The organism is Streptosporangium sp. LJ11, assembly GCF_051918945.1.
Taxonomy (GTDB): Bacteria; Actinomycetota; Actinomycetes; order Streptosporangiales; family Streptosporangiaceae; genus Streptosporangium.
Genome location: NZ_JBPXMB010000018.1, coordinates 175,030 through 198,663 on the forward strand (window position 1 = coordinate 175,030; position 23,634 = coordinate 198,663).

17 protein-coding genes are annotated in these 23,634 nt (G+C 70.1%); 10 read left to right on the top strand and 7 right to left on the bottom strand.

The window, feature by feature from the left end; translation table 11 throughout:
* Window position 1 precedes the first annotated feature (1 nt).
* Both ACTOQ3_RS26190 and ACTOQ3_RS26195 read right to left on the bottom strand, forming a co-directional pair.
* Entirely contained in the window at window positions 2-970 is a 969-nt protein-coding gene (locus tag ACTOQ3_RS26190; protein ID WP_440086000.1) for a cyclase family protein, read from the bottom strand.
* Window positions 970-1,974, bottom strand: coding sequence for a fumarylacetoacetate hydrolase family protein (locus ACTOQ3_RS26195; protein WP_440086002.1), 1,005 nt, complete (start codon window positions 1,972-1,974; stop codon window positions 970-972). The genes ACTOQ3_RS26190 and ACTOQ3_RS26195 overlap by 1 nt, the downstream gene beginning before the upstream one ends.
* 245 nt (window positions 1,975-2,219) lie before the next feature.
* Here ACTOQ3_RS26195 and ACTOQ3_RS26200 point away from each other — a divergent pair, with 245 nt between their 5' ends.
* The gene (locus ACTOQ3_RS26200) at window positions 2,220-3,134 is read left to right on the top strand and encodes a LysR family transcriptional regulator (RefSeq protein ID WP_440086004.1); all 915 of its coding nucleotides are present in this window, start codon (window positions 2,220-2,222) and stop codon (window positions 3,132-3,134) included.
* Window positions 3,135-3,225: 91 nt separating this feature from the next.
* Here the strand turns inward: ACTOQ3_RS26200 and ACTOQ3_RS26205 are convergent, their stop codons facing one another.
* Together ACTOQ3_RS26205 and ACTOQ3_RS26210 are read right to left on the bottom strand one after the other, a co-directional pair.
* Complete coding sequence (locus ACTOQ3_RS26205) at window positions 3,226-5,343, bottom strand: beta-glucosidase (protein WP_440086005.1); 2,118 nt, start codon at window positions 5,341-5,343, stop codon at window positions 3,226-3,228.
* Between the two features lie 508 nt (window positions 5,344-5,851).
* On the bottom strand, window positions 5,852-6,976 hold the full coding sequence (locus tag ACTOQ3_RS26210) for an MFS transporter (RefSeq protein ID WP_440086006.1): 1,125 nt from the start codon (window positions 6,974-6,976) through the stop codon (window positions 5,852-5,854).
* Between ACTOQ3_RS26210 and ACTOQ3_RS26215 the strand changes: the two genes are divergently transcribed.
* A complete protein-coding gene (locus ACTOQ3_RS26215; protein ID WP_440086007.1) occupies window positions 6,975-7,379 on the top strand; it encodes a hypothetical protein in 405 nt (134 codons plus the stop codon). The genes ACTOQ3_RS26210 and ACTOQ3_RS26215 overlap by 2 nt on opposite strands.
* Here ACTOQ3_RS26215 and ACTOQ3_RS26220 read toward each other — a convergent pair.
* On the bottom strand, window positions 7,369-8,421 hold the full coding sequence (locus ACTOQ3_RS26220) for an AraC family transcriptional regulator (RefSeq protein WP_440086008.1): 1,053 nt from the start codon (window positions 8,419-8,421) through the stop codon (window positions 7,369-7,371). The two genes, ACTOQ3_RS26215 and ACTOQ3_RS26220, sit on opposite strands and share 11 nt — an antisense overlap.
* A 287-nt stretch (window positions 8,422-8,708) precedes the next feature.
* Entirely contained in the window at window positions 8,709-9,659 is a 951-nt protein-coding gene (locus ACTOQ3_RS26225; RefSeq protein WP_440086009.1) for a helix-turn-helix domain-containing protein, read from the bottom strand.
* A 306-nt stretch (window positions 9,660-9,965) separates the two neighbouring features.
* Here ACTOQ3_RS26225 and ACTOQ3_RS26230 point away from each other — a divergent pair, with 306 nt between their 5' ends.
* The 8 genes from ACTOQ3_RS26230 to ACTOQ3_RS26265 are packed head-to-tail and all read left to right on the top strand — an operon-like array spanning window position 9,966 to window position 22,332.
* Window positions 9,966-11,264 carry an ABC transporter substrate-binding protein gene (locus ACTOQ3_RS26230; RefSeq protein WP_440086010.1) on the top strand — a complete coding sequence of 433 codons (1,299 nt, stop codon included), beginning with the start codon at window positions 9,966-9,968 and terminating at the stop codon, window positions 11,262-11,264.
* Window positions 11,258-12,211 (top strand): carbohydrate ABC transporter permease, encoded by a 954-nt coding sequence (locus ACTOQ3_RS26235; protein WP_440086011.1) that lies wholly within the window; start codon window positions 11,258-11,260, stop codon window positions 12,209-12,211. The genes ACTOQ3_RS26230 and ACTOQ3_RS26235 overlap by 7 nt, the downstream gene beginning before the upstream one ends.
* Window positions 12,208-13,035, top strand: a complete 828-nt coding sequence (locus ACTOQ3_RS26240; protein ID WP_440086013.1) for a carbohydrate ABC transporter permease — start codon at window positions 12,208-12,210, stop codon at window positions 13,033-13,035. The genes ACTOQ3_RS26235 and ACTOQ3_RS26240 overlap by 4 nt, the downstream gene beginning before the upstream one ends.
* Window positions 13,036-13,037: 2 nt before the next feature.
* Window positions 13,038-15,722, top strand: coding sequence for a glycoside hydrolase family 78 protein (locus ACTOQ3_RS26245; protein WP_440086014.1), 2,685 nt, complete (start codon window positions 13,038-13,040; stop codon window positions 15,720-15,722).
* 52 nt (window positions 15,723-15,774) lie between these two features.
* Window positions 15,775-17,541: a glycoside hydrolase family 3 protein gene (locus tag ACTOQ3_RS26250; protein WP_440086016.1), complete on the top strand. Its 1,767-nt coding sequence runs from the start codon at window positions 15,775-15,777 to the stop codon at window positions 17,539-17,541.
* Window positions 17,542-17,600: 59 nt separating this feature from the next.
* Window positions 17,601-18,782 carry an L-rhamnose isomerase gene (gene rhaI / locus ACTOQ3_RS26255; protein ID WP_440086017.1) on the top strand — a complete coding sequence of 394 codons (1,182 nt, stop codon included), beginning with the start codon at window positions 17,601-17,603 and terminating at the stop codon, window positions 18,780-18,782.
* 47 nt (window positions 18,783-18,829) lie between these two features.
* Window positions 18,830-20,860, top strand: coding sequence for a bifunctional aldolase/short-chain dehydrogenase (locus ACTOQ3_RS26260; RefSeq protein WP_440086018.1), 2,031 nt, complete (start codon window positions 18,830-18,832; stop codon window positions 20,858-20,860).
* Complete coding sequence (locus ACTOQ3_RS26265) at window positions 20,857-22,332, top strand: rhamnulokinase (RefSeq protein ID WP_440086019.1); 1,476 nt, start codon at window positions 20,857-20,859, stop codon at window positions 22,330-22,332. Before ACTOQ3_RS26260 ends, ACTOQ3_RS26265 begins: the two co-directional genes overlap by 4 nt.
* Before the next feature lie 112 nt (window positions 22,333-22,444).
* Here the strand turns inward: ACTOQ3_RS26265 and ACTOQ3_RS26270 are convergent, their stop codons facing one another.
* Window positions 22,445-23,632 carry a cytochrome P450 gene (locus tag ACTOQ3_RS26270; protein WP_440086020.1) on the bottom strand — a complete coding sequence of 396 codons (1,188 nt, stop codon included), beginning with the start codon at window positions 23,630-23,632 and terminating at the stop codon, window positions 22,445-22,447.
* Window positions 23,633-23,634 lie beyond the last annotated feature (2 nt).

Here is a 23,634-nt window from a genome sequence, read left to right on the forward strand (position 1 = left end):
CTCACTTGATGGCGAGGGGGTTGACGGGGGAGCCGACCGCGCCGGTGACGGGCAGCGGGGCGGCGGTGAGCCAGAACTCGTACACGCCGTCGGCGGCGCAGTGGGCGGCGAGGGCGTCGAAGTCCCACATCTCGCCGATGAGCAGGCCGAGGTGGGGGATGACGACCTGGTGCAGCGGTTGGAAGGCGTGGTCGAACTCGTTGGGCCGCACCTCGAAGCCCCAGGTGTCGGTGGCGATCGCGGCGATCTCGGTGCGGTGCAGCCAGTTTGCGGTGGTGAACGACAGGCCGGGTGCGGGGCCGCCGGCGTAGTCGCCCCAGCCGTCGCGGCGGGCGCGGGTGAGCTGCCCGGTGCGCACGCACACGATGTCGCCGCGGCCGACCGTGACGCCGTGCGCCTTGGCGGTGGCGAGGAGGTGTTCTTCGGTGATCGCGAAGCCGTCCGGCAGTTCCCCCGCTTCTCCTTCGCCGCCGAACACGCGGCCGGCGTCGAGCAGGACGCCGCGGCCCGCGACGGGCGCGGCCAGGTGCTCGATGCCGGTGACGAGGTCACCGGCGGAGGTGACCACCGTGTCGGCGGGGCGGCCGTTCCACGCTCTGCCGTGGTCGAAGATGTGGCCCAGGCCGTCCCACTGGGTGGAGCACTGCAGCGGCATGGCGATGACGTCGTCGGCGCCGCCGAATCCGTGCGGGAAGCCTTGGCCGCCGTGGACCGCGTCCAGACCGGTGTCGGTCATGGTGTGCACCGGGTTGGTGCGGCGGCGCCAGCCTTTTTGCGGGCCGTCGGTGTCGAAGCGCTGGGACAGGGAGAAGGACAGGCCCTGGCGGACCAGCGCCGCGCCCTCGCGGCGTTTGGCCTCGTCGATGAAGTTGACGGTGCCCAGCACGTCGTCGTCTCCCCAGCGGCCCCAGTTGGAGCAGCGGGCGGCAGCCTCGGCGATGGCGCCCTCGGGGTCGGTGCGGTCGAGCATCAGCTCTCCCGCCCGCGCGGGTCGGCCACGCACCGGTTGCGCTGGGCGCCCAGGCCGGTGATCGTCCCCTCCATCACGTCGTCGGGGCGCAGCAGCCGGCCCCGGTGCATGCCGTTGCCGGCCGGGCTGCCGGTGAGCACCAGGTCACCGGGGAGCAGTTCCACGGTCTGGGAGATGTGGGACACCAGCCGCGCCACGCCGAAGATCATGTCCTTGGTGGACTCGTCCTGCATGACCTCGCCGTTGAGTTTCAAGGTCACCTGCAGGTCGCCGGGGTCGGCGACGAAGGCGGACGGCACCAGGTAGGGGCCCAGCGGGGTGAACGTCGGGGCGTTCTTGGCGCGCAGCCAGTCGGTGCCGATCTCCGGCATGTCGCGGCGGAACACCAGTTCACGGGCCGTGAGGTCGTTGGCGATGGTGTAGGCGGCCACGTGCTCCAGTGCCTGCTCGACCGGCACCCGGAAGGCCGGGCGGCCGATCACCGCCGCCAGTTCCAGCTCCCAGTCGGGCTTGGCGCACCAGGTGGGGATCACCACGTCGTCGTAGGGGCCGGTGATCGAGGAGGGCAGGCCGATGAACACGTACGGCTCGTCCTCGGCCGCGCGGCGGTCCATCATCGCCGCGACCTCGGCTCTCACCTGTTCGGCGGGGCGGCCGCCCGCGGGTTCGTGCGCTACCGCCAGGTCGATGACGTGGGTGCGGTAGTTGGCGCCGGACTGCAGGATCTGCCGGGGTTCGACCGGGGCGTGCACCCGCAGATCGGCGAGCGGCAGCCACCCACCCGATGCCGACGCGGTTGCGGCGTGCAGCAGCGGCAGCATGTCGTCCCACCGCTCCAGCAGGGTACGGGTGGTCGGCTCGCCACCGTCCGGCGCGTGAAGCTCGGGGACGGTACGCAGGTTCAGGACGCGATCGCCGGTGATCAGGCCGGGGAAGGCCGGCCCGTTGCCGGCGGAGAAGGTGCCGACCGCGAACGGGCCGGCGAAAGACGGATGTGTTTCCACGAGGTTTCCTCCTGGTGCGGTGCCCTTAACCTTGGGTCACCGGGGTAAATCTGGGAAATCGATTCTCCAGATGGTGATATCCATAGGACGGATACCAGGAGGTAGGGTGAAACCTCGTCGGCCCGGCCTTCGATCTTGTGATGGCCCCGCGAGCGGCTCCCCGCCGACGGTGAGACACTCGGCCAAATTCACAGCGAAAGACGGTCCGCACCATCTCATCCACCACATGAATCCCGGAGGGTCCGATGAGACTGGAGAGCCTCGACCTGAATCTTCTGGCCGCGTTGCACGCGCTCTTGGAGGAGCGCAATGTCACCCGTGCCGGAGTGCGGATCGGGCTCAGCCAGCCGGCCGCCAGCGCGGCGCTGAGCCGTCTGCGCCGCCATTTCAACGACGAGCTGCTCCTGCGCGTCGGCAACGGTTTCGAGCTCACCCCGCTCGCCGCCTCACTGGTCGACGCGACGGCACTGGCGGTCAACGTCGTCGACCGGGTCTTCTCCGCCAGGCCCGACTTCGACCCCGCCAGCAGCGACCGTGAGTTCGCCCTGGTCAGCTCCGACTACGCGCTGACCGTCCTGGGCAAGGAGCTGATGCGCACCCTCGATCGCGAGGCCCCCGGTGTCCGCCTTCGGTTCCTGCAGATCAACGTCCCGCGCGTCGACGACATCGACACCACCCTGCGCTCGGTGGACGGCCTGCTGATGCCGCACGGCTTCATCTCCACCCATCCGGCGGTGAACGTCTACACCGACCGATGGGTCATCGTCGCCGACCGCGACCACCCCGCCCTGCGCGACGGCATCACCATGGACCACCTGCGAGAACTTCCCTGGGCGGTGACCTTCCGCGGCCCGACGGCGATCGCCTCGGCGGCCCGCCAGCTCACCATGCTCGGCGTGGAGCCACGAGTCGAGATCGTGGTGGAGAACTTCCAATCCCTGCCGTTCCTCATTCCCGGCACCCGGCGCATCTGCCTGCTGCAGGAACGGCTGGCCCTGCGGCTGGCCGGGTTGGAGGACTTCCAGATCCTGCCCTGCCCCTACGAGGCGGTGCCCGTCATCGAGGCGTTCTGGTACCACGCGGTCCACCAAGCGGACGCGGGTCACCGGTGGCTGCGCACGGTTTTTGCCGAAGTCGGTAAACGGGTGGAGCGGCAGTGAGCCGCTCCACCCGTTTACCGGAACCTCCGGCCGTCGCCGTACCAAGCCCGGCGACGGCCGGCTACCGCCGGGCCCTATGCCGCCCGGTCACTCAAGAGACGCGGAACGTGCTGGTGAGGGAGATGTTGCGCGAAGAGGCGCCGACCTGCATCGTGTACTGTCCGGACGGGGTGGTCCACCGGTCGGCCTGCGCGTCCCAGTAGGACAGCGGACGGTTCGGCGCCGTCGGATCCACGACGACCTCCACCATTCGGGACGTGTTCGGTGCCAGGGTCACGCGGGCCCAGCCGGCCAGCCGCCTGGGCGGTTCACCGGCCTGGGCGGGCAGTCCGAGGTAGACCTGGGCGACCTCGGTGCCGGTGCGCGTCCCGGTGTTGGTCACCAGGAACCTGACCTTGATCGGCTGCTTGCCGTCGGTCTGGGGCGGGGTGACGTTGAGGGTGCTGTAGGAGAACGTCGTGTACGACAGCCCGTGCCCGAAGGGGAACAGCGGTGCGATGTTCCTGCTGTCGTACCAGCGGTAGCCGACCTTGAGCCCCTCGGAGTAGTCGACCTGGCGGATGCTCTGGTCGCCGTCGGGACGGACCGTCCCGCCGCCGGGGAGCACACCGGGGTACTGCCGGGGGGATCCGGCGGTGGGCAGGTCCGACAGAGCGGCGGGGAAGGTCTGCGGCAGCTTGCCCGACGGGTTGACGTCTCCCCACAGCAGGGAGGCGATCGCGTTGCCCTGCTGGACTCCGGGATACCACGCCTGCATGACGGCCTTGACCTTGCTTAGCCACGGCATCAGGACCGGGCCGCCGGTCTCCAGTACGACGACGGTGCGCGGGTTGGCCGCGGTCACCGCCGAGATGAGGGCGTCGCCGCCGCCGTCCAGGGAGATGTCGGGCAGGTCGGCGAACTCACCTTCGGTGTAGTAGCCGAAGACGACGGCCACGTCCGCGCTCGCGGCGGTCCTGGCCGCCTTCGCCGGGTCGCTTCCGTTGTCGAAGACGACCTGGCTGCCGTTCCTGGCCGCCCGCGCGGTGATCGCGTCGAGCGGCGCGACGGGGGTGGGGCAGTCGACGTAGGTCCCGCCCGGGGGCATGAGCCAGGTGGCCGAGCAGACGGTGCTCGCGCTGACGCCGTTCGTCGGGGTCCGGGAGGCGGTCGGCCCGATGACGGCGATCGTCTGTTTCGTTCCGCCGAGCGGGAGGGCGGCCGCCTCGTTCTTGAGCAGCACGCTGCCCTCCTCGGCCACCTGGCGTGCCACCGCCTGGTTCGCCGCCGTCGAGACGTTGGCGGCGGCCGTGGCCGGCAGGGGGCGGTCGAAGAGTCCGGCGGAGATCAGCGCCCGTACGACCCGGAAGGCGGCGGTGTCGATCTGCGTTGAGGTGATCTGCCCGGCGGTGAGCGCGGCCTTCAGTTTCTCCGGCGTCCAGTAGGAGGGTTTGTTCAGCTCCTGGTCGAGGCCGGCCTTCAGTGACGCGGCCGTGGAGGTGACCGCCCAGAAGTCGGAGACGACGAACCCGCCGAATCCCATCTCCTTGCGCAGGTGATCGGTCAAAAGGGTGGGGTTCTCACACGAGTAGACGCCGTTGACCTGGTTGTAGGCGCACATGACGCCGCCGGGCGAACCCTTCGTGACGGCGATCTCGAAGGGCAGGTTGTAGATCTGGTGAAGGGTCCTCTCGTCGATGTTCGACGAGCTCAGCGTGCGGTCGGTCTCCTGCTCGTTGCCGACGAAGTGCTTGAGCACCGACAGGACGGGGGCCTGGGGATTTCCCTTCTGGATTCCCTGGATCTCGGCCGCGGCGAGGTCACCGCTCAGCAGGGGGTCCTCGCCCAGGTACTCGGAGGTGCGGCCGTTGAGCGGGGTGCGTCCGCTCGCGATGCTCGGGCCGAGGAAGACGTTGCGTCGCTTGCGGAACGCCTCGTCGGCGAGGGTGCGTCCTTTGGCGGTGCTCAGGGCCGCGTTCCAGCTCGCCGCCTGCGCGATGGGGGCCGGGAAGGCGGTCACGCCCGTGTCGCCGCGGATTCCGAAGGGCCCGTCGGTGTAGGTGAGGGCGGGAGCGCAGGCGACCTGGGCGGGGTAGAGGACGCCGTCGGGGAACTGGGTCTGCTGCGGGCTGGCGGCGGGCTGTTCCACCAGCCAGCGCATTTTCTGCTCCAGGGTGGAGTTGTCCAGAAGGGTGCGTGCGCGTGTGTCGGCGGACTTGGTCGTGTCCATCCATGAACAGGCGGCCGATGTGGCGTTCGCCGTCGTGATGTGCAGGGCGGTGGCGGGGATGACGATGCAGAGGGCGAGGGCGAGTCGCCTCTTTCGTCGTGTGCGATGGTGCACCTGATCCTCCGAGGCTGAAGGTGGGGGGATGGCGCGGAACCGTCGTCCAGGTGTTTCCGACAGGTTTCGCGCTCTGCACGGATCATCAGCCGCCGGGTGAACACGGAGATAGGCCAGGATGAACCTCTTGTAGCACGAAATTACCGTCGGCTGCGGCGCCGCCGCCGACACGCGTATGTCACGCATCGAGGGGTTTTGGCGACGCCGAAGACCCCCTCCGCTGCGCATGTGCTCGAAGTCGTCGCAGGCCGACCGGCGAGTGTTCGCCTCTTCGCCACATCCGGAGCGGAGGGGAGATGATGGAGATTCCGCTCCGGGCGCCGGTGGGCGTCCGGGGTCGGCTTGAGAGCGCGGGTATCGGCCGCCTATGAGACCGGGATCGGTGTGCCCGGCTTCACGACTGTTCGGCCGGGACGGTGTTGAGCGGCGACGACGGTACGGCCAGGACGGTGGCGACGAGGCCGGCCAGTACCAGCGTCGCCACGCCGATGACGGCCAACGACGCGCCGAGTCCTCCGGTCACCGCGGTCAGTGCGCTGACGAGCAGGGGGGACAGGAACTGCCCGAGGAAGAGAGCGGCGGTCCACAGACCGGTGCCTCGGCCACGTTGGGCGAACGACAACGTGCCGACCGCCCAGGTGACCAGGGTCGGTAGCAGCAGGCCGGTGGCGAAGCCGGTGAGCGCCGCCCCCACCACGATCACCGGGACGGCATCCGTGGCGAAGATCAGGAGCAGGCCGAGCCCGGACAGGACGAATTCCACGACGAGCAGGGTCTTCGCTCCGCGGGCGGCCACCTTGGCGAACAGTCCGGCGCCGACGGCGGTCGCCAGCGACATCAGCGCGGTGATACCGCCGACGGCGGCGGTGTCGGTGACGCCCACACCGTCCAGGACGTAGGAGAGCTGGACGATCAGCGTGTAGAAGACGATGCCTGCGCCCACGGTGACCAGGCTGGGGACGGCCAGGGTACGCCAGGGCCAGGGCTGGCGTGCCTCGTGTCGTGAGACGGCGGGCTGCCACAGCAGAATCACCATGGGGATCGCGGCCAGCGCGGCGGCCCCGTACAGCCAGAAGGGCGTGCGCCAATTGTCGGCTCCGAGCAGGCCGCCCAGGACGAAGAAGGCGGTCGCCGCGATCGTGGTGACCAGAGTCTGCAGACCCAGGTAGCGGATGCGGCGGGGACCGGACCAGTAGTCGGCGATCAGAGTGGTGCAGCACGTCATGATGGCCGCCTCGCATACGCCGACCAGCATGCGGCTGACCAGGATGGCGTGGAGGGAGTCCAGGTAGAGGGGGGCGGTGCCGAAGACCGAGTAGGCGACCATGGCGACGGTGAGCAGGCGCTTGCGGTCGAACCTGTCGGCGACGGCGCCGGCGAAGGGGGCGCCCAGCGCGATGAACAGCGCGGGGATGGTCAAGATTACTGGGACCAGGATGTGAGCGCCCGGGATGGCGGCGAAGTGCTGGCTCACGCGGGGCAGAACCGGTGAGAGCAGGACGGCGCCGAGCACAGGCATGCAACTGCCGATGAGCAGCAAGATGAGCTGGGGTAATCCCGCCTGGCGGGCGGTGACCGGCTGGGACATGCGGGCCTCGCTGGGTTACGGGGGGATGTGGCACGCATCACTGTGGACATCGGCCGTGGTGCGCGGAAGACGGAACTTTCTGATACCGCCCATCCATGTCGTGGATTATTCCGAGGCGAGCACCCACATCACCGCCGTGACGGCGCCCGCGTCGTGCCTGGCCCGTGCCTGGGCCTGGATTCGTCTGATCGCCCGCCGGATGGCGCGGTTGCCCGCGATCGGTGCGGGTACCGGGGTGAGGGCCGGGGCCGCCGAAGTGACCTTTCGCGACGAGGACGTTCCTCGGTCGTACCGTTGCTCCGCGGATCGCGGTCGCGACCGGGTCAGCGGGTGAAGCTCTCGCGAAAGCTCGTGGCGCTCATACCGAAGTGCGCCCTGAAGCGGCGGGCGAAGTGGTTCTGATCCGGCCAGCCGACCAGGTACCCGACGCGCGACACCGGGTGGTCGGTCTGCATGAGCAGCGTCGCCGCCGTCTCGGCCCGCAGGTGGGTGAGGTAGGCCATGGGGGGCATGCCGACGCTCGCCTTGAACAGACGGACCAGGTATCCCGGTGTCAGGAAGGAGGCGTCGGCCAGCTCGCCGAGTGACCAGCCGTGCCCGAGGTCGTTTTCCATCCGCCGGATGACCTCGGCCACCGCGGGGGGAATCGCCGGCTCGGTCGTGTCGTCCTGATCGGGTGGGCCGGTCCCGGCGCGGGTGAGCGCGCTGAGGAACAGCAGGAGCCGTCCGATGAGATCGGCACGGTGGGTCGTCGCGGATTCGGCGGTCAGCTCGCGCAGGGTATCGAGATGCATGACGCAGTCAGCCAGTGCCCGCGGATCGAGGACCGGTTCCCGGCGGCCCGGGATCGTCGCCTCTCGGCCGGCTGCGGGAACATCCGGCTTCTTCCGGTACGGTCCATCGCGTCCGGCGTCGTCGCCGAACAGCCGGGTGAGAAGCGGATCATCCCTGATCCAGGCCAGCTCGCGCAGGAGCAGACCGAGCCGCAGGCCGCAGGCGTACAACTCCAGCCGGTCGCACTCCTCGTAGGCGTGCGGTGTTCCGGCGGGCAGGAGGATGACGCTGCCCTGCCGGACGCTGTGCCTTCCGGCGGGCGTGCGGTGGATCGCCTTCCCCGCCGTGACGACGGCGATTTCGGCATGGGGGTGCGCATGAGGGGGCTCGGTCACCGATCCGGGCTGGAAGCGGTCGATCCGCAGATCGAGGGGGCCGGTTTCCTGGCAGGTCGTCTGAGCGCTCCTGGCATGGGTCCGGTACGGAGCCACCCGGTGGCGCGCATGCGGGGTGGTCGGCTGCCCGCCGTTCACGAGATCACCGTGCCCGAAGCGGGAGCGGTGGCGGCCGGAGAAGCTCTCCGAGGAGCGGATTCGCCTCACCGGTGGGAGAACCGGCGGGAAACGCGTTCACCACGAGTCTCCTTTCGCGGGGGCGAAGGCCCGGAGCCCGGCAGCGCGAACGGGCAGGAGGCGGACGGCGAGCGTCCGCAGGAATGTGGAGAGGAGAGGCTTCTCCGGGCCCGTTCGCCCTTATGGTTCTCATCACTCTGCGACAAGCGGGAAGATTTGGGAAATAGATAAGTCGGATAACCGCATTCGCCAGGTGGATGGCCAGGTGGCATCCCGCCCCCCCTTTTGCGGGAGGTCATCCCGGTGGGCGCCGTCCGTCAGGCGGTCCCGCCGGGTGTCCCGGGCCGAAGTTCCTGGCGGAGTTCGTCGCTCAGCGTGACGGACCGGTGGGTGAAGCTCTTGCGGTAGCCGGAGGGGTTCATGCCGAAGTGGGCCTTGAATCTCCTGGCGAAGTAGTTCGGGTCTCCCCAGCCCACCTGCTCGCCGATCTGGGCGATCGGCCTGTCGTCGAGCAGGAGCAGGGCCGCGGCGGTCTCGGCCCGCTGTCTGGCCAGGTACGCCATCGGCGGCAGCCCTGTCGCGGTCGTGAACAGGCGTACCAGGTATCGCGGGGTCAGGTGCAGGTGCTCGGCCAGCTCCGTCAGCGTCCAGTCGTGAGCCACCCTGGCCTCCATCAGCCGCATCGCCCGCATGACGGCCGGATGGGCGGGGCCGGCGGACTCCTGGGCGCCCTCCCGGGTCCGGGCGGCGGCGCGCGCGAGGTTTCCCAGGAGCACCGACAGGTGGCCGATGATGTCGCCGCGGTGGCGGGAGATCGGGCGCGTGTGCAGCCGCTCCAGCCCGTCCAGGTGGGTCAGGCACTCCTGCAGGGCGTCCTCGGAGAGGTTGAAGGAGAGTGTTCCCCTGCAGCCCATCGAGTACGGGCCGGTCCACAGCAGGTAGCCCAGCAGCGCGTCCTCCCTGATCCAGGCGAGCTCCCGGTTCAGCAGCTCGGCGCTGAAGCAGCAGTTGTACAGCTCCAGCCGGTCGCACTCCTCGTACCCGTGCCAGGCGCCGGGCCGCAGCAGGACGACGTCTCCGCGGCTCAGCGGCTCCCGGCCCGTCGTCGTGTGGTGGACGGCGCTGCCGCCGGTGACGACCGCCACCTCGACGAAGCTGTGGGTGTGGGTGTGGAAGAAGCCGTGGTGGAGGTACCGGCCGGCGTAGGCGAGCGAGCCGTCGGTGAAGTAGAGCAGCCCTTCTGCCTCCGCCACCGGATCGTTATGCATGGGCGCACCCTACCTGGCCCCACCTCACCAGCCGAGGTGAATTTCGTGCTACTAACTGGCGAATAGCGGCCTATCCGCCCGAGCTCTGCAGGGTGCACGATCCAGTGCACACACCGAGAAACCTGCTGGAAACATCCGGCGCTGGACTAGGGGCTTTCGCAGCCGATTAAAACGTTCCACCGGTCGGGCCACGCGGGATGCCGCACGGGCCCCTCGCCGGGGGCGTTCGGGGGTTCGGCGGCTCACGCGCACAGCCTCACCGCCGCGGTCGTCCGGCCAGTCTTAGCAGAACCCCAGGGAGACGAAGTGAAACTCAAGGCATCACTGGCGCTGATCTCAGCGTCCCTCCTGCTGACCGCCTGCGGTAACGGCTCGGGCTCCGAGCCCGCCGCCGACGGCGGCCCGGTCACCCTGTCCTTCCTCGTCGACAAGGACCCGCTCACCCTCGACGGGGCCACGGCGCTCGCCGACGCCTTCATGAAGGCCGACTCCTCCGTCAAGATCGAGCTGGAGACCCGGCCGGGGGGTACCGAGGGCGACAACATCGTCAAGACCCGGCTTTCCACGGGCGACATGGCGGATGTGTTCTGGTACAACTCCGGCTCGCTGCTGCAGGCCCTCAACCCCGCCCAGAGCATGGTCGACCTGACCGGCGACGCGGTGCTCAAGAACGTCCAGAAGGACTACCTGCCGGTGGTCAGCCAGGCCGGCAAGGTCTACGGCGTGCCGGCCGGCGCCGGCATGGGCGGCGGCATCCTGTACAACCGCACGGTCTACGACAGGCTCGGCCTGAAGGTGCCCACGACCTGGGCCGAGTTCATGGCCAACAACGAGAAGATCAAGGCGGGCGGGATCACCCCGGTGATCACCACCTTCAAGGACACCTGGACCTCGCAGCTGTTCGTGCTGGGCGACTTCCACAACGTCCAGGCCGCGGTACCGGACTTCGCGCAGAACTACACCGCGGGCACGGCCAAGTTCGCCACCACCCCGGCCGCCCTGGCGGGCTTCGAGCACCTGGCCGAAGTGCACGCCAAGGGGTATGCCAACAAGGGCTTCGGCTCGGCCACCAACGAGCAGGGCCTGAAGATGCTGGTGGAGGGCAAGGGGGCGCACTACCCGATGCTCAGCGCCACGCTGCCGCCCCTGCTGAAGGACAACCCGCAGGTCGCCACCGACATCGGCTTCTTCGCCGTCCCGGGCGCCGACGCGGCCACGAACGGCGCGACCCTGTGGGAGCCGCCGGGCATCTACATCGCCAAGAGCACCGAGCACCTGGACGCGGCCAAGAGGTTCCTGGCCTTCGTCGCCTCACCCGCCGCCACCGAGGCGGTGGGCAAGGTCGTCAAGCCCGCCGGACCGTACCGGATCGAGGGCGCCAAGCTCCCCGACGATGCGATCCAGGCGGCCAAGGACCTGCAGGCCTACATCGACAAGGACGCCAGCACGCCCGCCCTGGAGTTCCTGTCCCCGGTGAAGGGGCCCTCCCTGGAGCAGATCACCGTCGCCGTCGGCTCGGGACTGACCCCCGCCGCCGAGGGCGCCGCCCAGTACGACAAGGACGTGGAGAAGCAGGCCAAGCAGCTGGGACTCGAAGGGTGGTAACCAGGCAACGGCCGAACACCAGGGCGGCCGGACCCCGCGGCGCGGGGTCCGGCCGCCCGGCCCGGCGCGCCCACGCCCACCGCCGGTGGAAGGCCGGTCCCGCCTACCCCTACGCCCTCTACCTGCCGGCCGCCGTCGTCTACATCGTGATCTTCCTCATTCCGACGGTGATGGCCTTCTACTTCGCCCTCACCCGCTGGACGCTGTTCGACAGCGAGTTCGTGGGCCTGGACAACTTCCGGGACTTCCTGGCCGAGCAGAACCTGAGCGTCGGTTTTCGTAATACCGTCGTCTACGCGGCGGTGACCAGTGGCCTGAAGGTCGTGCTCGGGCTGGGCCTGGGGGTGCTGCTCACCTCCAAGCTGCGGCTGCGCGGGTTCCTGCGCTCGGTGGTGTTCTTCCCGGTGCTGGTCTCCACGGTCGCGGTCGGCATCACCTTCAGCGTGCTGCTCAACCCCGACACCGGGCTGGTGAACCAGGTCCTGGCGCTGGTCGGGATCTCCGGCCCGGACTGGCTCGGCGACGCGGGCACCGCGCTGCTGTCGGTGGCGCTGGTGGACGTCTGGAAGGGCGTGGGCCTGGCCACCGTCATCTACATCGCCGGGATCCTGTCCATCCCGCAGGACTACTACCAGGCGGTCGCGGTCGACGGCGGCAGCGCCTGGCACCGGTTCCGGCACATCACGCTGCCGCTGAGCTGGCCGGCCACCTACTCGGTGATCATCCTCTCCTTCATCGGCGGCCTACGCTCGTTCGACCTGATCTGGACGATGACCCGCGGCGGTCCCGGCTTCACCAGCGACGTCATCGCCTCGATCATCTACAAGCAGTACCAGGCCGGCTTCTTCGGCCTGTCCACCGCGGGCAACGTGCTGCTGTTCGTCGTCGTCACCGCCATCGTGATCCCGCTCAACTGGTTCCTGGGCAGAAGGCAGGTCGCCCCATGAGAAGCCTGCGCAAGACCGGCGCCGAGGTGGCCGCGCTCGTCGTGGCCGCCGTCGTCTTCCTCGTCCCCTTCTCATTCATGCTGCTGACCGCCGTCAAGGACAGCAAGCAGGCCGCCGACCTGGACTTCTCCTGGCCCACCAGCTGGCCGATCGTGGCCAACCTCATCGAGGTGATCTCGGCACGGGACTACGTGCTGCTGCGCGCCTACGTCAACAGCACGATCCTCACCGTGGCGTCGGTGGCCCTGATCGTGGTGTTCGCCGCGATGGCCGGCTACGTCCTGCAGCGGCGAGCCGGGAGGATCGGCACGCTGGCCAACTTCCTGGTGCTGTCCGGGCTGATCATCCCGCCCGCGATCGTGCCGACCATCTGGCTGCTGCAGGCGATCGGCCTGTTCAAGACGATGCCCGGATTGATCCTGGTGGAGGTCGCCTTCGGCCTGTCGTACGCGGTGCTGCTGTTTCGCGCGTTCATCGCGGCGATCCCCCGGGAGCTGGACGAGGCCGCGATGATCGACGGCTGCGGCGGCCTGACCCTGTTCTTCAAAGTGATCTTCCCGCTGCTGCGGCCGGTCACGATCACCGTCGTCCTCACCCAGTCGGTGGCCGTCTTCAACGACTTCGTCAACCCGCTCTACTTCCTGCCCGGCGACGAGAACGCCACCGTGCAGGTCACCCTCTACAACTTCCAGAGCCAGTACAGCACCCAGTGGAATCTGCTGTTCATGGACATCGTCCTGATCACCATCCCGCCGCTGCTGGCCTTCGTCTTCTTCAACCGCAAGATCGTGGCCGGCATGACCGCCGGCGCGGTCAAGGGTTGAACATGAGGAGCACCACGTCCGTGTCCTTCCTGAACGTCACCGCCCCCGGCTACGAGCACCACCGAGACCCCGTGGGCATCGGCGAGAGCGCCCCGCGCCTGTCGTGGACGGTCCGCACCGACCTGCCCGGCTGGGTTCAGCGGGCCTATGAGATCGAGCTCGACGACGGGAGCGCGACCGGGCCGATCGAGTCCGGGCAGTCCGTGCTGGTCGGCTGGCCGGGTACGGAGCTGGTCTCGCGCGAGCGGCGCGGGACACGGGTGCGCGTGCACGGATGCGACGGCTCGGTCAGCGACTGGAGCCCCTGGTCCTGGGTGGAGGCGGGCCTGCTGGAGACGGCCGACTGGCGGGCGGGCGCGACCGCGCCGCCGCCGGAGCTGCTGGGCGCGCCGGACGGCCCCGCGCCGCTGCTGCGGCGCGAGTTCACCGTGCGCGCCCCGGTGGCCGCGGCCCGCCTGTATGTCACGGCCCATGGCCTGTACGAGGTCGAGCTCAACGGCTGGCGCGTCGGCGACGACGTGCTCGCACCGGGCTGGACCAGCTACTCCCATCGGCTGCGCTACCAGACCTTCGACGTCACCGCTCTGCTGCGCGAAGGCGGCAACGCCGTCGGCGCCACCCTGGCCGATGGCTGGTTCCGCGGCAAGGTCGGCTTCGAGGGCGGCCGGACCCGGGTGTACGGCGAGCACACCGCGCTCGTCGCCCAGCTGGAGATCCGCTACAGCGACGGCACCGTTGACGTGGTGGTCACCGACGAAGACTGGCGCTGCGCGCCGGGTCCCGTCACCGCCGCGAGCCTGTACGAGGGCGAACGCCACGACGCCCGGCTGGAGCAGCGCGGCTGGTCCTCACCCGGCTTCGACGACTCGGACTGGCAGGCGGCCCGCGTCGTGCCGCACGATCCCGCCCTGCTGACGGCGCCGACCGGTCCCGCCGTGCGCCGCATCGAGCACCGGGCCCCGGTGAGGGTCCTCACCTCACCCTCCGGCAGGACGATCCTCGACTTCGGGCAGAACATCGCCGGACGGCTGCGCATCCGGGTCCGCGGCGAGGCCGGCCGTACCGTCACCCTGCGCCACGCCGAGGTGCTGGAAGACGGTGAGCTGTGCGTGCGCCCGCTGCGCGCCGCCTCCTGCGTCGACACCTACACCCTGCGCGGGGGCGGCGTCGAGGAGTGGGAGCCGCGCTTCACCGTCCACGGCTTCCGCTACGCCGAGGTCGACGGCTGGCCGGGCGAGATCGGCCCGGCCGACGTGCGCGCGGTCGTCTGCCACACCGACATGGAGCGGACCGGCTGGTTCGAAAGCTCCGACGAGACCCTGGACCGGCTGCACGAGAACGTGCTGTGGAGCATGCGCGGCAACTTCGTCGACATCCCCACCGACTGCCCGCAGCGCGACGAGCGCCTGGGCTGGACCGGCGACATCCAGGTCTTCGCCCCCACCGCCGCCTTCCTGTACGGCTGCGCGGGAATGCTGACCTCCTGGCTGGCCGACCTGGCGGCCGAACAGGCCGAGCTCGGCACGGTCCCGGTCTACGTGCCGTGGGTCCCGCTGTCGTTCCCGGCCGAACCCGTCGCCGCTTGGGGTGACGCGGCCGTCGTCGTGCCCTGGACGCTGTACGAGCGCTACGGCGACCTGGAACTGCTGCGCGGGCAGTACCCCAGCATGAGGGCCTGGGTCGACCAATGTGCCGAACGCGCCGGCGATGACCACCTGTGGAACACCGGCTTCCAGCTCGGTGACTGGCTCGACCCCGCCGCCCCCGCGGAGCGTCCCTTCGAGACCCGTACCGACCGTTTCCTCGTCGCCACCGCCTACCTAGCGCACTCGGCGCGCCTGCTGTCGGAGACGGCCTCGCTGCTGGGCGAGGAGAAGGACCACCGCCGCTACGGCGACCTCGCCGACCGCGTGCGCGCCGCTTTCGACGCCGAGTACCTCTCGCCCTCCGGGCGCCTGGTCGGCGACTCGCAGACCGCCTACGCGCTCGCTCTGCGGTTCGATCTGATCGCCGGGGCCGGGCGCCGTGCCCGCGCGGGTCGGCGGCTGGTCGAGCTCGTGCGCGAGAGCGGCCACCGCATCGGTACCGGTTTCGTCGGCACCCCGCTCATCTGCGACGCCCTGGTCGCGGCCGGCGCCGTCGACGACGCCTACCACCTGCTCATGCGGCGCGAGTGCCCCTCATGGCTGTACCCCGTCACCATGGGGGCGACGACGGTCTGGGAGCGCTGGGACAGCCTGCTGCCCGACGGCACGGTCAACCCCGGCGACATGACCTCCTTCAACCACTACGCGCTGGGCGCGGTCGCCGACTGGCTGCACCGCACCGTCGCGGGCCTGGCCCCCGCAGCCCCTGGGTACCGGCGCATCCTGGTGCGCCCGCTGCCCGGCGGGGGTCTTCGCCACGCGCGCGCCGCGCTCCGCACCCCCTACGGCAGGGCGCAGGTGCGCTGGCAACGCTCCGGCGGCCGACTCGACCTGGAGGTCCTCGTCCCCGTGGGGGCGACGGCCACGGTGGTCCTGCCCGACGAGCCCGGAGGGGAGATCGAGGTCGGCGCGGGACGCCACCACTTCGCGTGTGCCTTCCGCGACGCCGACGACGACCCGGTCGCCGAGCGGCCCGCCTTCTTCGGCCCGCCGGGCCCGCGGCCGGACGACACCGCGGACCTGGTCGTCGAAGGCGCCTGAGACGGCCCCGAGAACGCCGGGAAGAACGCAAGAACAGGGAGACAGCACCGGCATGACAGCCGCCGAGCCGTACCGGGACTCGTCCCGTTCCGTCACCGAACGCGTCGAGGACCTCCTCGCCCGGATGACCCTGCGAGAGAAGGCGGGACTGCTCTTTCACGACATGGCCACGCTGGACGACACCTTCCCCGAACCGGTCGCCACCCGCGTCGGCGAGCGGCTGATGAGCCACTTCAACCTCGTCGGCGGCGGCTCGCCCCGCGAGATCGCCCAGTGGCACAACCGCGTCCAGCAGGAGGCGCTCGCCACCCGGCTCGCCATCCCCGTGACCGTCTCCAGCGACCCCCGCCACTCCTTCTCCGACACCCCCGGGATCGCCGCGGCGGCCGGGGCGTTCTCCCGGTGGCCCGAGCCGCTGGGCCTGGCCGCGATCGGCGACGAGGCGCTGGTCGAGCGGTTCGCCGACACGGTCCGCCGGGAGTATCTCGCCGTCGGCATCCGCCTGGCCCTGCACCCGCAGCTCGACCTGGCCACCGAACCGCGCTGGGCCCGCGTGAGCGGCACCTTCGGTACGGACGCCACCATGGTCTCCCGCCTGGCGCGGGCCTACATCCGGGGACTGCGCGGCGATGCTCTCGGCCCGCGGAGTGTGTCGTGCATGGTCAAGCACTTCCCGGGCGGCGGGCCGCAGAAGAACGGCGAGGACCCGCACTTCCCCCACGGGCGCGAGCAGGTCTACCCCGGCGGCCGTTTCGAGTACCACCTCGCCCCCTTCGAGGCGGCCCTCGCGGCGGGCGCCACCCAGGTCATGCCCTCGTACGGCGTACCTGTCGGCACGCCGTACGAGGAGGTCGCCTTCGCCTTCAACAAGGGGGTGATCACCGGGCTGCTGCGGGAGCGGTACGGCTTCGACGGTGTGGTGTGCACCGACTGGGGTGTGCTGACCGACGGGTCGTTTCGCGGCGAGCCGATGCCCGCGCGCGCCTGGGGGGTGGAACACCTCACCCCGGCGGGTCGGGCGCGACGGGCACTGGAGGCGGGCGTCGACCAGTTCGGCGGGGAGCGCTGCCCGGAACTCGTCGTCGAACTGGTCGGCGACGGCTCCGTCACCGAAAGGCGCGTCGATGGCTCCGTGCGCCGCCTGCTCCGGGAGAAGTTCACGCTGGGCCTGTTCGACCGGCGGTTCGTGGACCCGGACGAAGCCGAGGAGGTCGTCGGCCGATCGGAGTTCCGGAATGCCGGGCTGCGGGCGCAGAGCGAGGCCGTCACCGTTTTGAAGAACGGCGCGCTGCCGCTGCGCGCGGGAGCGAGGATCTACTGCGAGGGTCTCGACGGCCGAACGGCCGCGGCCTACGGCGAAGTGGTCGCCACCCCTGATGACGCGGAGGTCGCGCTCGTCCGGCTCGCCGCGCCGTACGAACCGCGGCCCGGCGCGTTCGAGTCGTTCTTCCACGCGGGAAGCCTGGCCTTCCCCGACGCCGTGATCGGCCGGCTGCGGGACCTGGCCGGCCGGGTACCGATCGTCGTCGACGTCCACCTGGAGCGTCCGGCCGTCCTGTCGGAGATCGCCGAGGCCGCGGCCGCGCTGCTGGGGAGTTTCGGCGCCTGTGATGAGGCCCTGCTGGACGTCGTCTTCGGCCGTCGCGTACCTCGTGGCAGGCTCCCCGTCGAACTGCCCCGGTCGATGGAGGCGGTGCGTCACAGCAGGTCCGACGTCCCTGGTGACACCCAGGATCCTGTCTTCCCGCTGGGGCACGGCCTGGAGTTTCCCGATGACACCCACTGGCAGGCTCAGGACGGGACAGCGGCGTCAGCATGAGTTTCCACAAGATTAAAACGTTTTATCCACATGACCGCCCGAAGAACGGAGCCACCATCATGATCCAGAGGGACCAGACGAGCACCGACGACGTCAAGCGAGCGCTGCGAGCACAGCACATCGAGACACCGTCATGGGCGTACGCCAACTCCGGGACCCGCTTCAAGGTGTTCTCCCAGCAGGGCGTCCCCCGTGACCCGTACGAGAAGATCTCCGACGCGGCCCTTGTGCACCGGCTCACCAGTGTGGCTCCTACTGTGGCGTTGCACATCCCCTGGGACAAGGTGGATGACTACGCCGCCCTGGCCGCCCACGCCGCCGACCAGGGGATCGCGCTGGGAGCGATCAACTCCAACGTCTTTCAAGACGACGACTACAAGCTGGGCTCGGTGACCAACCCCGACCCGCGCGTGCGCCGCAAGGCCACCGATCACCTGCTCGAATGCGTCGACATCATGGACGCCACCGGCTCGCGGGACCTGAAACTGTGGTTCTCCGACGGCACCAACTACCCCGGCCAAGACGACATCCACGCCCGCCAGGACCGGCTGGCCGAGGCGCTGCGCGAGGTCTACGACCGTCTCGGCGCCGACCAGCGGATGCTCCTGGAGTACAAGCTCTTCGAACCGGCCTTCTACACCACCGATGTGCCGGACTGGGGCACCGCCTACGCCCACTGCCTGGAATTGGGACCCAAGGCCCAGGTCGTCATCGACACCGGCCATCACGCGCCGGGCACCAACATCGAGTTCATCGTGGCGTTCCTGCTGCGGCAGGGAAAGCTCGGCGCCTTCGACTTCAACTCCCGCTTCTACGCCGACGATGACCTCATGGTCGGCGCGGCCGACCCGTTCCAGCTGTTTCGGATCATGTACGAGATCGTGCGGGCTGACGCGCTGCGGCCGGAGTACGGCATCGCGTTCATGCTGGACCAGTGCCACAACATCGAGCCGAAGATCCCCGCGATCATCCGTTCGGTGATGAACGTCCAGGAGGCCACCGCCAAGGCCCTGCTGGTGGACCGCGACTCGCTCGCCGCCGCCCAGCACTCGGGTGACGTGCTCGGCGCCAACGCCGTCCTGATGGACGCCTACAACACCGACGTGCGGCCACTGCTGGCCGACCTGCGCGTCGATCTCGGCCTGGACCCCGACCCGATCGCCGCCTACGCCCGCTCCGGGTACCTCGAGAAGATCTCCGCGGAACGTGCCGGCGGACAGCAGGCTGGCTGGGGCGCCTGAACTCCGAACCCGCCCATCTCACCGGCACCTCTCTCAGGAAGATCATCATGACCAATCCCGCAGTGCACGATCTGCTGGCCCGTAGCAACCGGCTCGGCGCCGACCCCCGAAACACCAACTACGCCGGCGGCAACACCTCCGCCAAGAGTGAGACCATCGATCCCGTCACCGGGACCTCGGCAGAACTGCTCTGGGTCAAGGGCTCCGGCGGCGACCTGGGCACCCTGACCGAGGACGGGCTGGCCGTGGTGCGCCTGGACCGGTTGCGCGCCCTCGCGGACGTCTATCCCGGGGTGGAACGCGAGGACGAAATGGTCGCCGCGTTCGACTACTGCCTGCACGGCCGCGGCGGGGCCGCGCCCAGCATCGACACCGCCATGCACGGCCTGGTGGAAGCCGCGCACGTCGACCACCTGCACCCCGACTCCGGCATCGCCGTCGCCACCGCCGCCGACGGTCCCGCGCTGACCAAGGAGATCTTCGGCGAGCGGGTCGTCTGGGTGCCCTGGCGGCGCCCCGGTTTCCAGCTTGGCCTAGACATCGCCGCCGTCCACCGGGCCAACCCGCGGGCCATCGGGATCATCCTCGGCGGCCACGGCATCACCGCCTGGGGTATGAGCAGCCAGGAGTGCGAGCGCAACTCCCTGGAGATCATCGAAACCGCGGCGCGGTACATCGCCGAGCACGGCCGGCCCGAGCCGTTCGGTCCTGTCGTTCACGAGCCCCTGGCCCAAGACGAGCGCAGGGAGCGGGCCGCCGCCCTCTTCCCGGTCCTGCGCGGCCTGGCCTCAACCGACCGGCCGCAGGTCGGCCACCACACCGACACCGACGTCGTCCTGGACTTCCTCTCCCGCGCCGAGCACCCCCGGCTGGCCGCGCTCGGCACCTCCTGTCCCGACCACTTCCTGCGCACCAAGATCCGGCCGATGGTGGTGGACCTGCCGCCCACCGCGCCACTGGAGGACGTGATCGCCCGCCTCAAGGAACTGCACGCCGCCTACCGCGAGGACTACCGCGCCTACTACGAGCGGCACGCCGTACCCGGCAGCCCCGCGATGCGCGGCGCCGACCCGGCGATCGTCCTGGTACCCGGTGTGGGCATGTTCAGCTTCGGCGCCACCAAGCAGACCGCCCGGGTGGCGGGCGAGTTCTACGTCAACGCCATCAACGTGATGCGCGGCGCCGAGGCCGTCTCGGCGTACGCGCCGATCGACGAGGGGGAGAAGTTCCGGATCGAGTACTGGGCGCTGGAGGAGGCCAAGCTCCAGCGCATGCCCAAGTCCAAGGCGCTGGCCACCCGGATCGCTCTCGTCACCGGCGGCGGGTCCGGCATCGGGCGGGCGATCGCCCACCGGCTGGCCGCCGAGGGCGCGTGCGTCGTGGTGGCCGATCGCGACGCCGAGGCCGCGGCGAGGGTCGCCGCCGAGCTCGGCGGCACAGACACGGCGCTCGCCGTCACAGCCGATGTGACCGATGCGGGCGCGGTGGCGCGGGCGGTGCGGGCGTCGGTGCTGGCGTTCGGCGGGGTGGACCTGGTGGTCAACAACGCCGGGCTGTCGGTCTCCAAGCCGCTGCTGGAGACCGATGAGTCCGACTGGGACCTCCAGCACGACGTCATGGCGAAGGGCTCGTTCCTGGTCTCCCGCGAGACGGCCAGGGTGATGGTCGCCCAAGGTATGGGGGGTGACATCGTCTACATCTCCAGCAAGAACTCGCTGTTCGCCGGTCCGAACAACGTCGCCTACGGTGCCGCCAAGGCCGACCAGGCCCACCAAGTGCGGCTGCTCGCCGCCGAGCTCGGTGAGCACGGTATCCGCGTCAACGGCGTCAACCCCGACGGTGTGGTCCGCGGTTCCGGGATCTTCGCCGGCGGCTGGGGAGCTCGGCGCGCGGCCGTGTACGGCGTGCCCGAGGAGGAACTCGGCGCCTTCTACGCTCAGCGCACCCTGCTCAAGAAGGAGGTGTTGCCAGAGCATGTGGCGAACGCCGTGTTCGTGCTGACAGGCGGGGAGCTGTCGCACACCACCGGCCTGCACATCCCGGTCGACGCCGGCGTCGCCGCGGCGTTCCTACGATGACAGCGGCGCCCCCAACGCTCCCCTCCCGCACGGCCGGCGGCGACCTCGCCGTCGCGGCCGTCGACCTCGGCGCCTCCAGCGGACGCGTCATGGTCGGCCGCCTCAGCTCCGGCCGACTCGATCTGACCCAGGCGCACCGCTTCGCCAACGAGCCAGTCCGCGTAGGCGCCACCCTGCACTGGGACATCCTGGCGCTGTACGCGGGCGTGCTGCGGGGACTGCGCGCGGCCGGACCGGTCACCGGCATCGGCGTCGACTCCTGGGCGGTCGACTACGGGCTGCTGGACCTCTCCGGCTCGCTGCTGGGCAACCCGGTGCACTACCGCGACGCCCGCACCGACGGCGTCGCCGACCAGGTGGCCGAACGGCTCGGCGCCGAACGCTTGTACGCCACCACGGGCTTGCAGCACCTGCCCTTCAACACCCTCTACCAGGTAGCCGCCGCCACGGGCACGCCCCAGTACGAGATGGCACACCGGCTGCTGCTCATCCCCGACCTGCTCACCTACTGGCTCACCGGCGAGATCGGTGCGGAGGTCACCAACGCCTCCACCACCCAGCTGTACGACCTGCGCCACCGCGCCTGGGCCTTCGACCTGATGGTCGAAGCGGGCATCAGGCCGGAGCTGTTCGCGCCGCTGCGCGAGCCCGGCACCCGGATCGGCCCGGTGCTGCCCGGGGTCGATGTGCCCGGTAGTCCGCAGGTGGTGGCCGTCGCCTCACACGACACCGCCTCGGCCGTCGTAGCGGTGCCCGCCTCCGCGGAGCACTTCGCCTACATCTCTTGCGGTACCTGGTCCCTGGTCGGTGTCGAGCTGGACCGGCCGGTGCTGAGCGAGGCGAGCCGACGGGCCAACTTCACCAACGAGGTCGGCGTCGACGGCACCATCCGCTACCTGCGCAACGTCATGGGGCTGTGGCCGCTGCAGGAGGCGCTGCGTTCCTGGGGCGAAACAGACCTGCCCGGCCTGCTGCGCCGGGCAGCCGAGCAGCCGGCGTTCACATCCCTGGTCGACCTGGACGACCCGCTCTTCCTGCCGCCCGGCGACATGCCCGCCCGCATCGCGGCCCTCTGCCACGCCACCGGCCAGCCCGTGCCGCGGACCCCGGCTGCCACGGTGCGCTGCATCCTCGAAAGCCTCGCCCTGGCCCACCGTCGCGCCGTACGGCAGGCCCAGGAACTGTCCGGCAGGCACGTCGACACCGTGCACATCGTCGGCGGCGGCGCTCGCAACGCGCTGCTGTGCCAGTTGACCGCCGACGCCTGCGGCCTACCGGTGGTGGCCGGACCGGTGGAGGCCACCGCGCTGGGCAACGTGCTCATCCAAGCCCGCGCCGCGGGTGTGACCGGCCCCGGCCTGCCGGACCTACGGGCCCTGGTCCGCGACACCCAACACCTTGTGCGATATGAGCCAGGCGGCGACGCCCGTGCGTGGACGGCGGCGGAGACCCGTCTGAGGGGCAGGGAATGAGCTGCACGTCGTTCTGTTCGTGACCCGTCCCATGGATACGTCCCGGACCGCCCGCTCACCCGGCTCCGTGGGAAATCAGTCGCCGCAGCCGGATCGAGATCGTGAGGCCTGCTCACGCAAGGTGTACGCGTACCGGCAGCGAGCGCCAGGCGCGCAAGGTGTTGTTGTGATGACGTCGGGGCGAGACGGTGATCTCGAAGCGCTCGACCCTGTGGGCCAGCGCGGCCAGCAGTGCCTCGGCCTCCAGCCGGGCGACGTGCTGGCCGACACACTGGTGCAGGCCCATCCCGAATCCGACGTGCCCAGAAGGATCGCGGGACAGGTCGAAGACGTCGGGGTCGTCCCAGCGGCGCGGATCGCGGTTGGCCGCCGCGAGGAACATCAAGATCTTCCTGCCCTCGGGGATGACCGCGTCGCCGATCCGGACGTCGCGGTCGGCGGTGCGAAAGAAGGTCTGCACGGGCGACTGCCAGCGCACGGCCTCGTCGAACGCCACTCGCGCCAGGCTCGGATCCTCACGTAGCCGCCGCCACTGGTCAGGGTGGGTGGCGAAGGCGTACAGCACGGCCGCCAGGCCGTGGACGGTGGTGTCGACCCCAGCAGACAGCAGGGAGCGCACCACCAGCGGCGCCTGCGCGTGGGTGATGTCACCGTGGTCGGCCGCCGCCCATATCTGCGCACCGAAACCGCCGCCGGCCAGCACCTCGCGCCGGCATTGGGCGTTGACCCAGGCCGTCAACTCGCCCACGCGGGGATCGCCCTTGGCCACCAGGTCGTTGGCCGGGCCGAAGGCGTTGAAGAGGTGGTCGCCATAGGGCAGGAGGTTCTCCCGGCCCTCGCGGGGAATGCCGACCACGTCAGGGAACACCCGCAGCGGGAACGCCTCGGCGAGCGCCGTGACCGCGTCGAATTCCCGCTCGGCCAGTACCTTCTCCACCAGGCTCTCGGCCTCGGCGAACCATCGCTCGCGCAATCTGCGCAGCGCCCGCGGACCAAGAATCCTGGTCAAGACGGTGCGCGGGGCATCATGCCGGGGCGGATCGGCCTCCAGCAGCAGGCTGGGCGGACGCCATGGCTTCTCGTGGCGGAAATTACTCAGTCCCACTCCGGCCCCGGAGGGAAAGTTCTGCCAGTCGGTCAGCGCGGCGTGCACATGCTCGTGACGGGCGAGAGCGTAGACGTCGTATCGGGGCAGGTGGACCACAGGGCCGGCGGCCAGCAAGGCGGCGTGCAGCGGCACGGGATCTTCCAGCACGTCATGGGCGAACGGGTCGGCGTCGAGCACCGGCAGGGCGGTCATGG

Coding starts and splice junctions, on each gene's coding strand:
- ACTOQ3_RS26210 (WP_440086006.1), bottom strand. CDS start 6,976: ATGCCTGTGCTCGGCGCCGTCCTGCTCTCACCGGTTCTGCCCCGCGTG.
- ACTOQ3_RS26270 (WP_440086020.1), bottom strand. CDS start 23,632: ATGACCGCCCTGCCGGTGCTCGACGCCGACCCGTTCGCCCATGACGTG.
- ACTOQ3_RS26265 (WP_440086019.1), top strand. CDS start 20,857: ATGACAGCGGCGCCCCCAACGCTCCCCTCCCGCACGGCCGGCGGCGAC.
- ACTOQ3_RS26190 (WP_440086000.1), bottom strand. CDS start 970: ATGCTCGACCGCACCGACCCCGAGGGCGCCATCGCCGAGGCTGCCGCC.
- ACTOQ3_RS26250 (WP_440086016.1), top strand. CDS start 15,775: ATGACAGCCGCCGAGCCGTACCGGGACTCGTCCCGTTCCGTCACCGAA.
- ACTOQ3_RS26260 (WP_440086018.1), top strand. CDS start 18,830: ATGACCAATCCCGCAGTGCACGATCTGCTGGCCCGTAGCAACCGGCTC.
- rhaI (WP_440086017.1), top strand. CDS start 17,601: ATGATCCAGAGGGACCAGACGAGCACCGACGACGTCAAGCGAGCGCTG.
- ACTOQ3_RS26225 (WP_440086009.1), bottom strand. CDS start 9,659: ATGCATAACGATCCGGTGGCGGAGGCAGAAGGGCTGCTCTACTTCACC.
- ACTOQ3_RS26200 (WP_440086004.1), top strand. CDS start 2,220: ATGAGACTGGAGAGCCTCGACCTGAATCTTCTGGCCGCGTTGCACGCG.
- ACTOQ3_RS26245 (WP_440086014.1), top strand. CDS start 13,038: ATGAGGAGCACCACGTCCGTGTCCTTCCTGAACGTCACCGCCCCCGGC.
- ACTOQ3_RS26215 (WP_440086007.1), top strand. CDS start 6,975: ATGCAACTGCCGATGAGCAGCAAGATGAGCTGGGGTAATCCCGCCTGG.
- ACTOQ3_RS26240 (WP_440086013.1), top strand. CDS start 12,208: ATGAGAAGCCTGCGCAAGACCGGCGCCGAGGTGGCCGCGCTCGTCGTG.
- ACTOQ3_RS26205 (WP_440086005.1), bottom strand. CDS start 5,343: ATGGACACGACCAAGTCCGCCGACACACGCGCACGCACCCTTCTGGAC.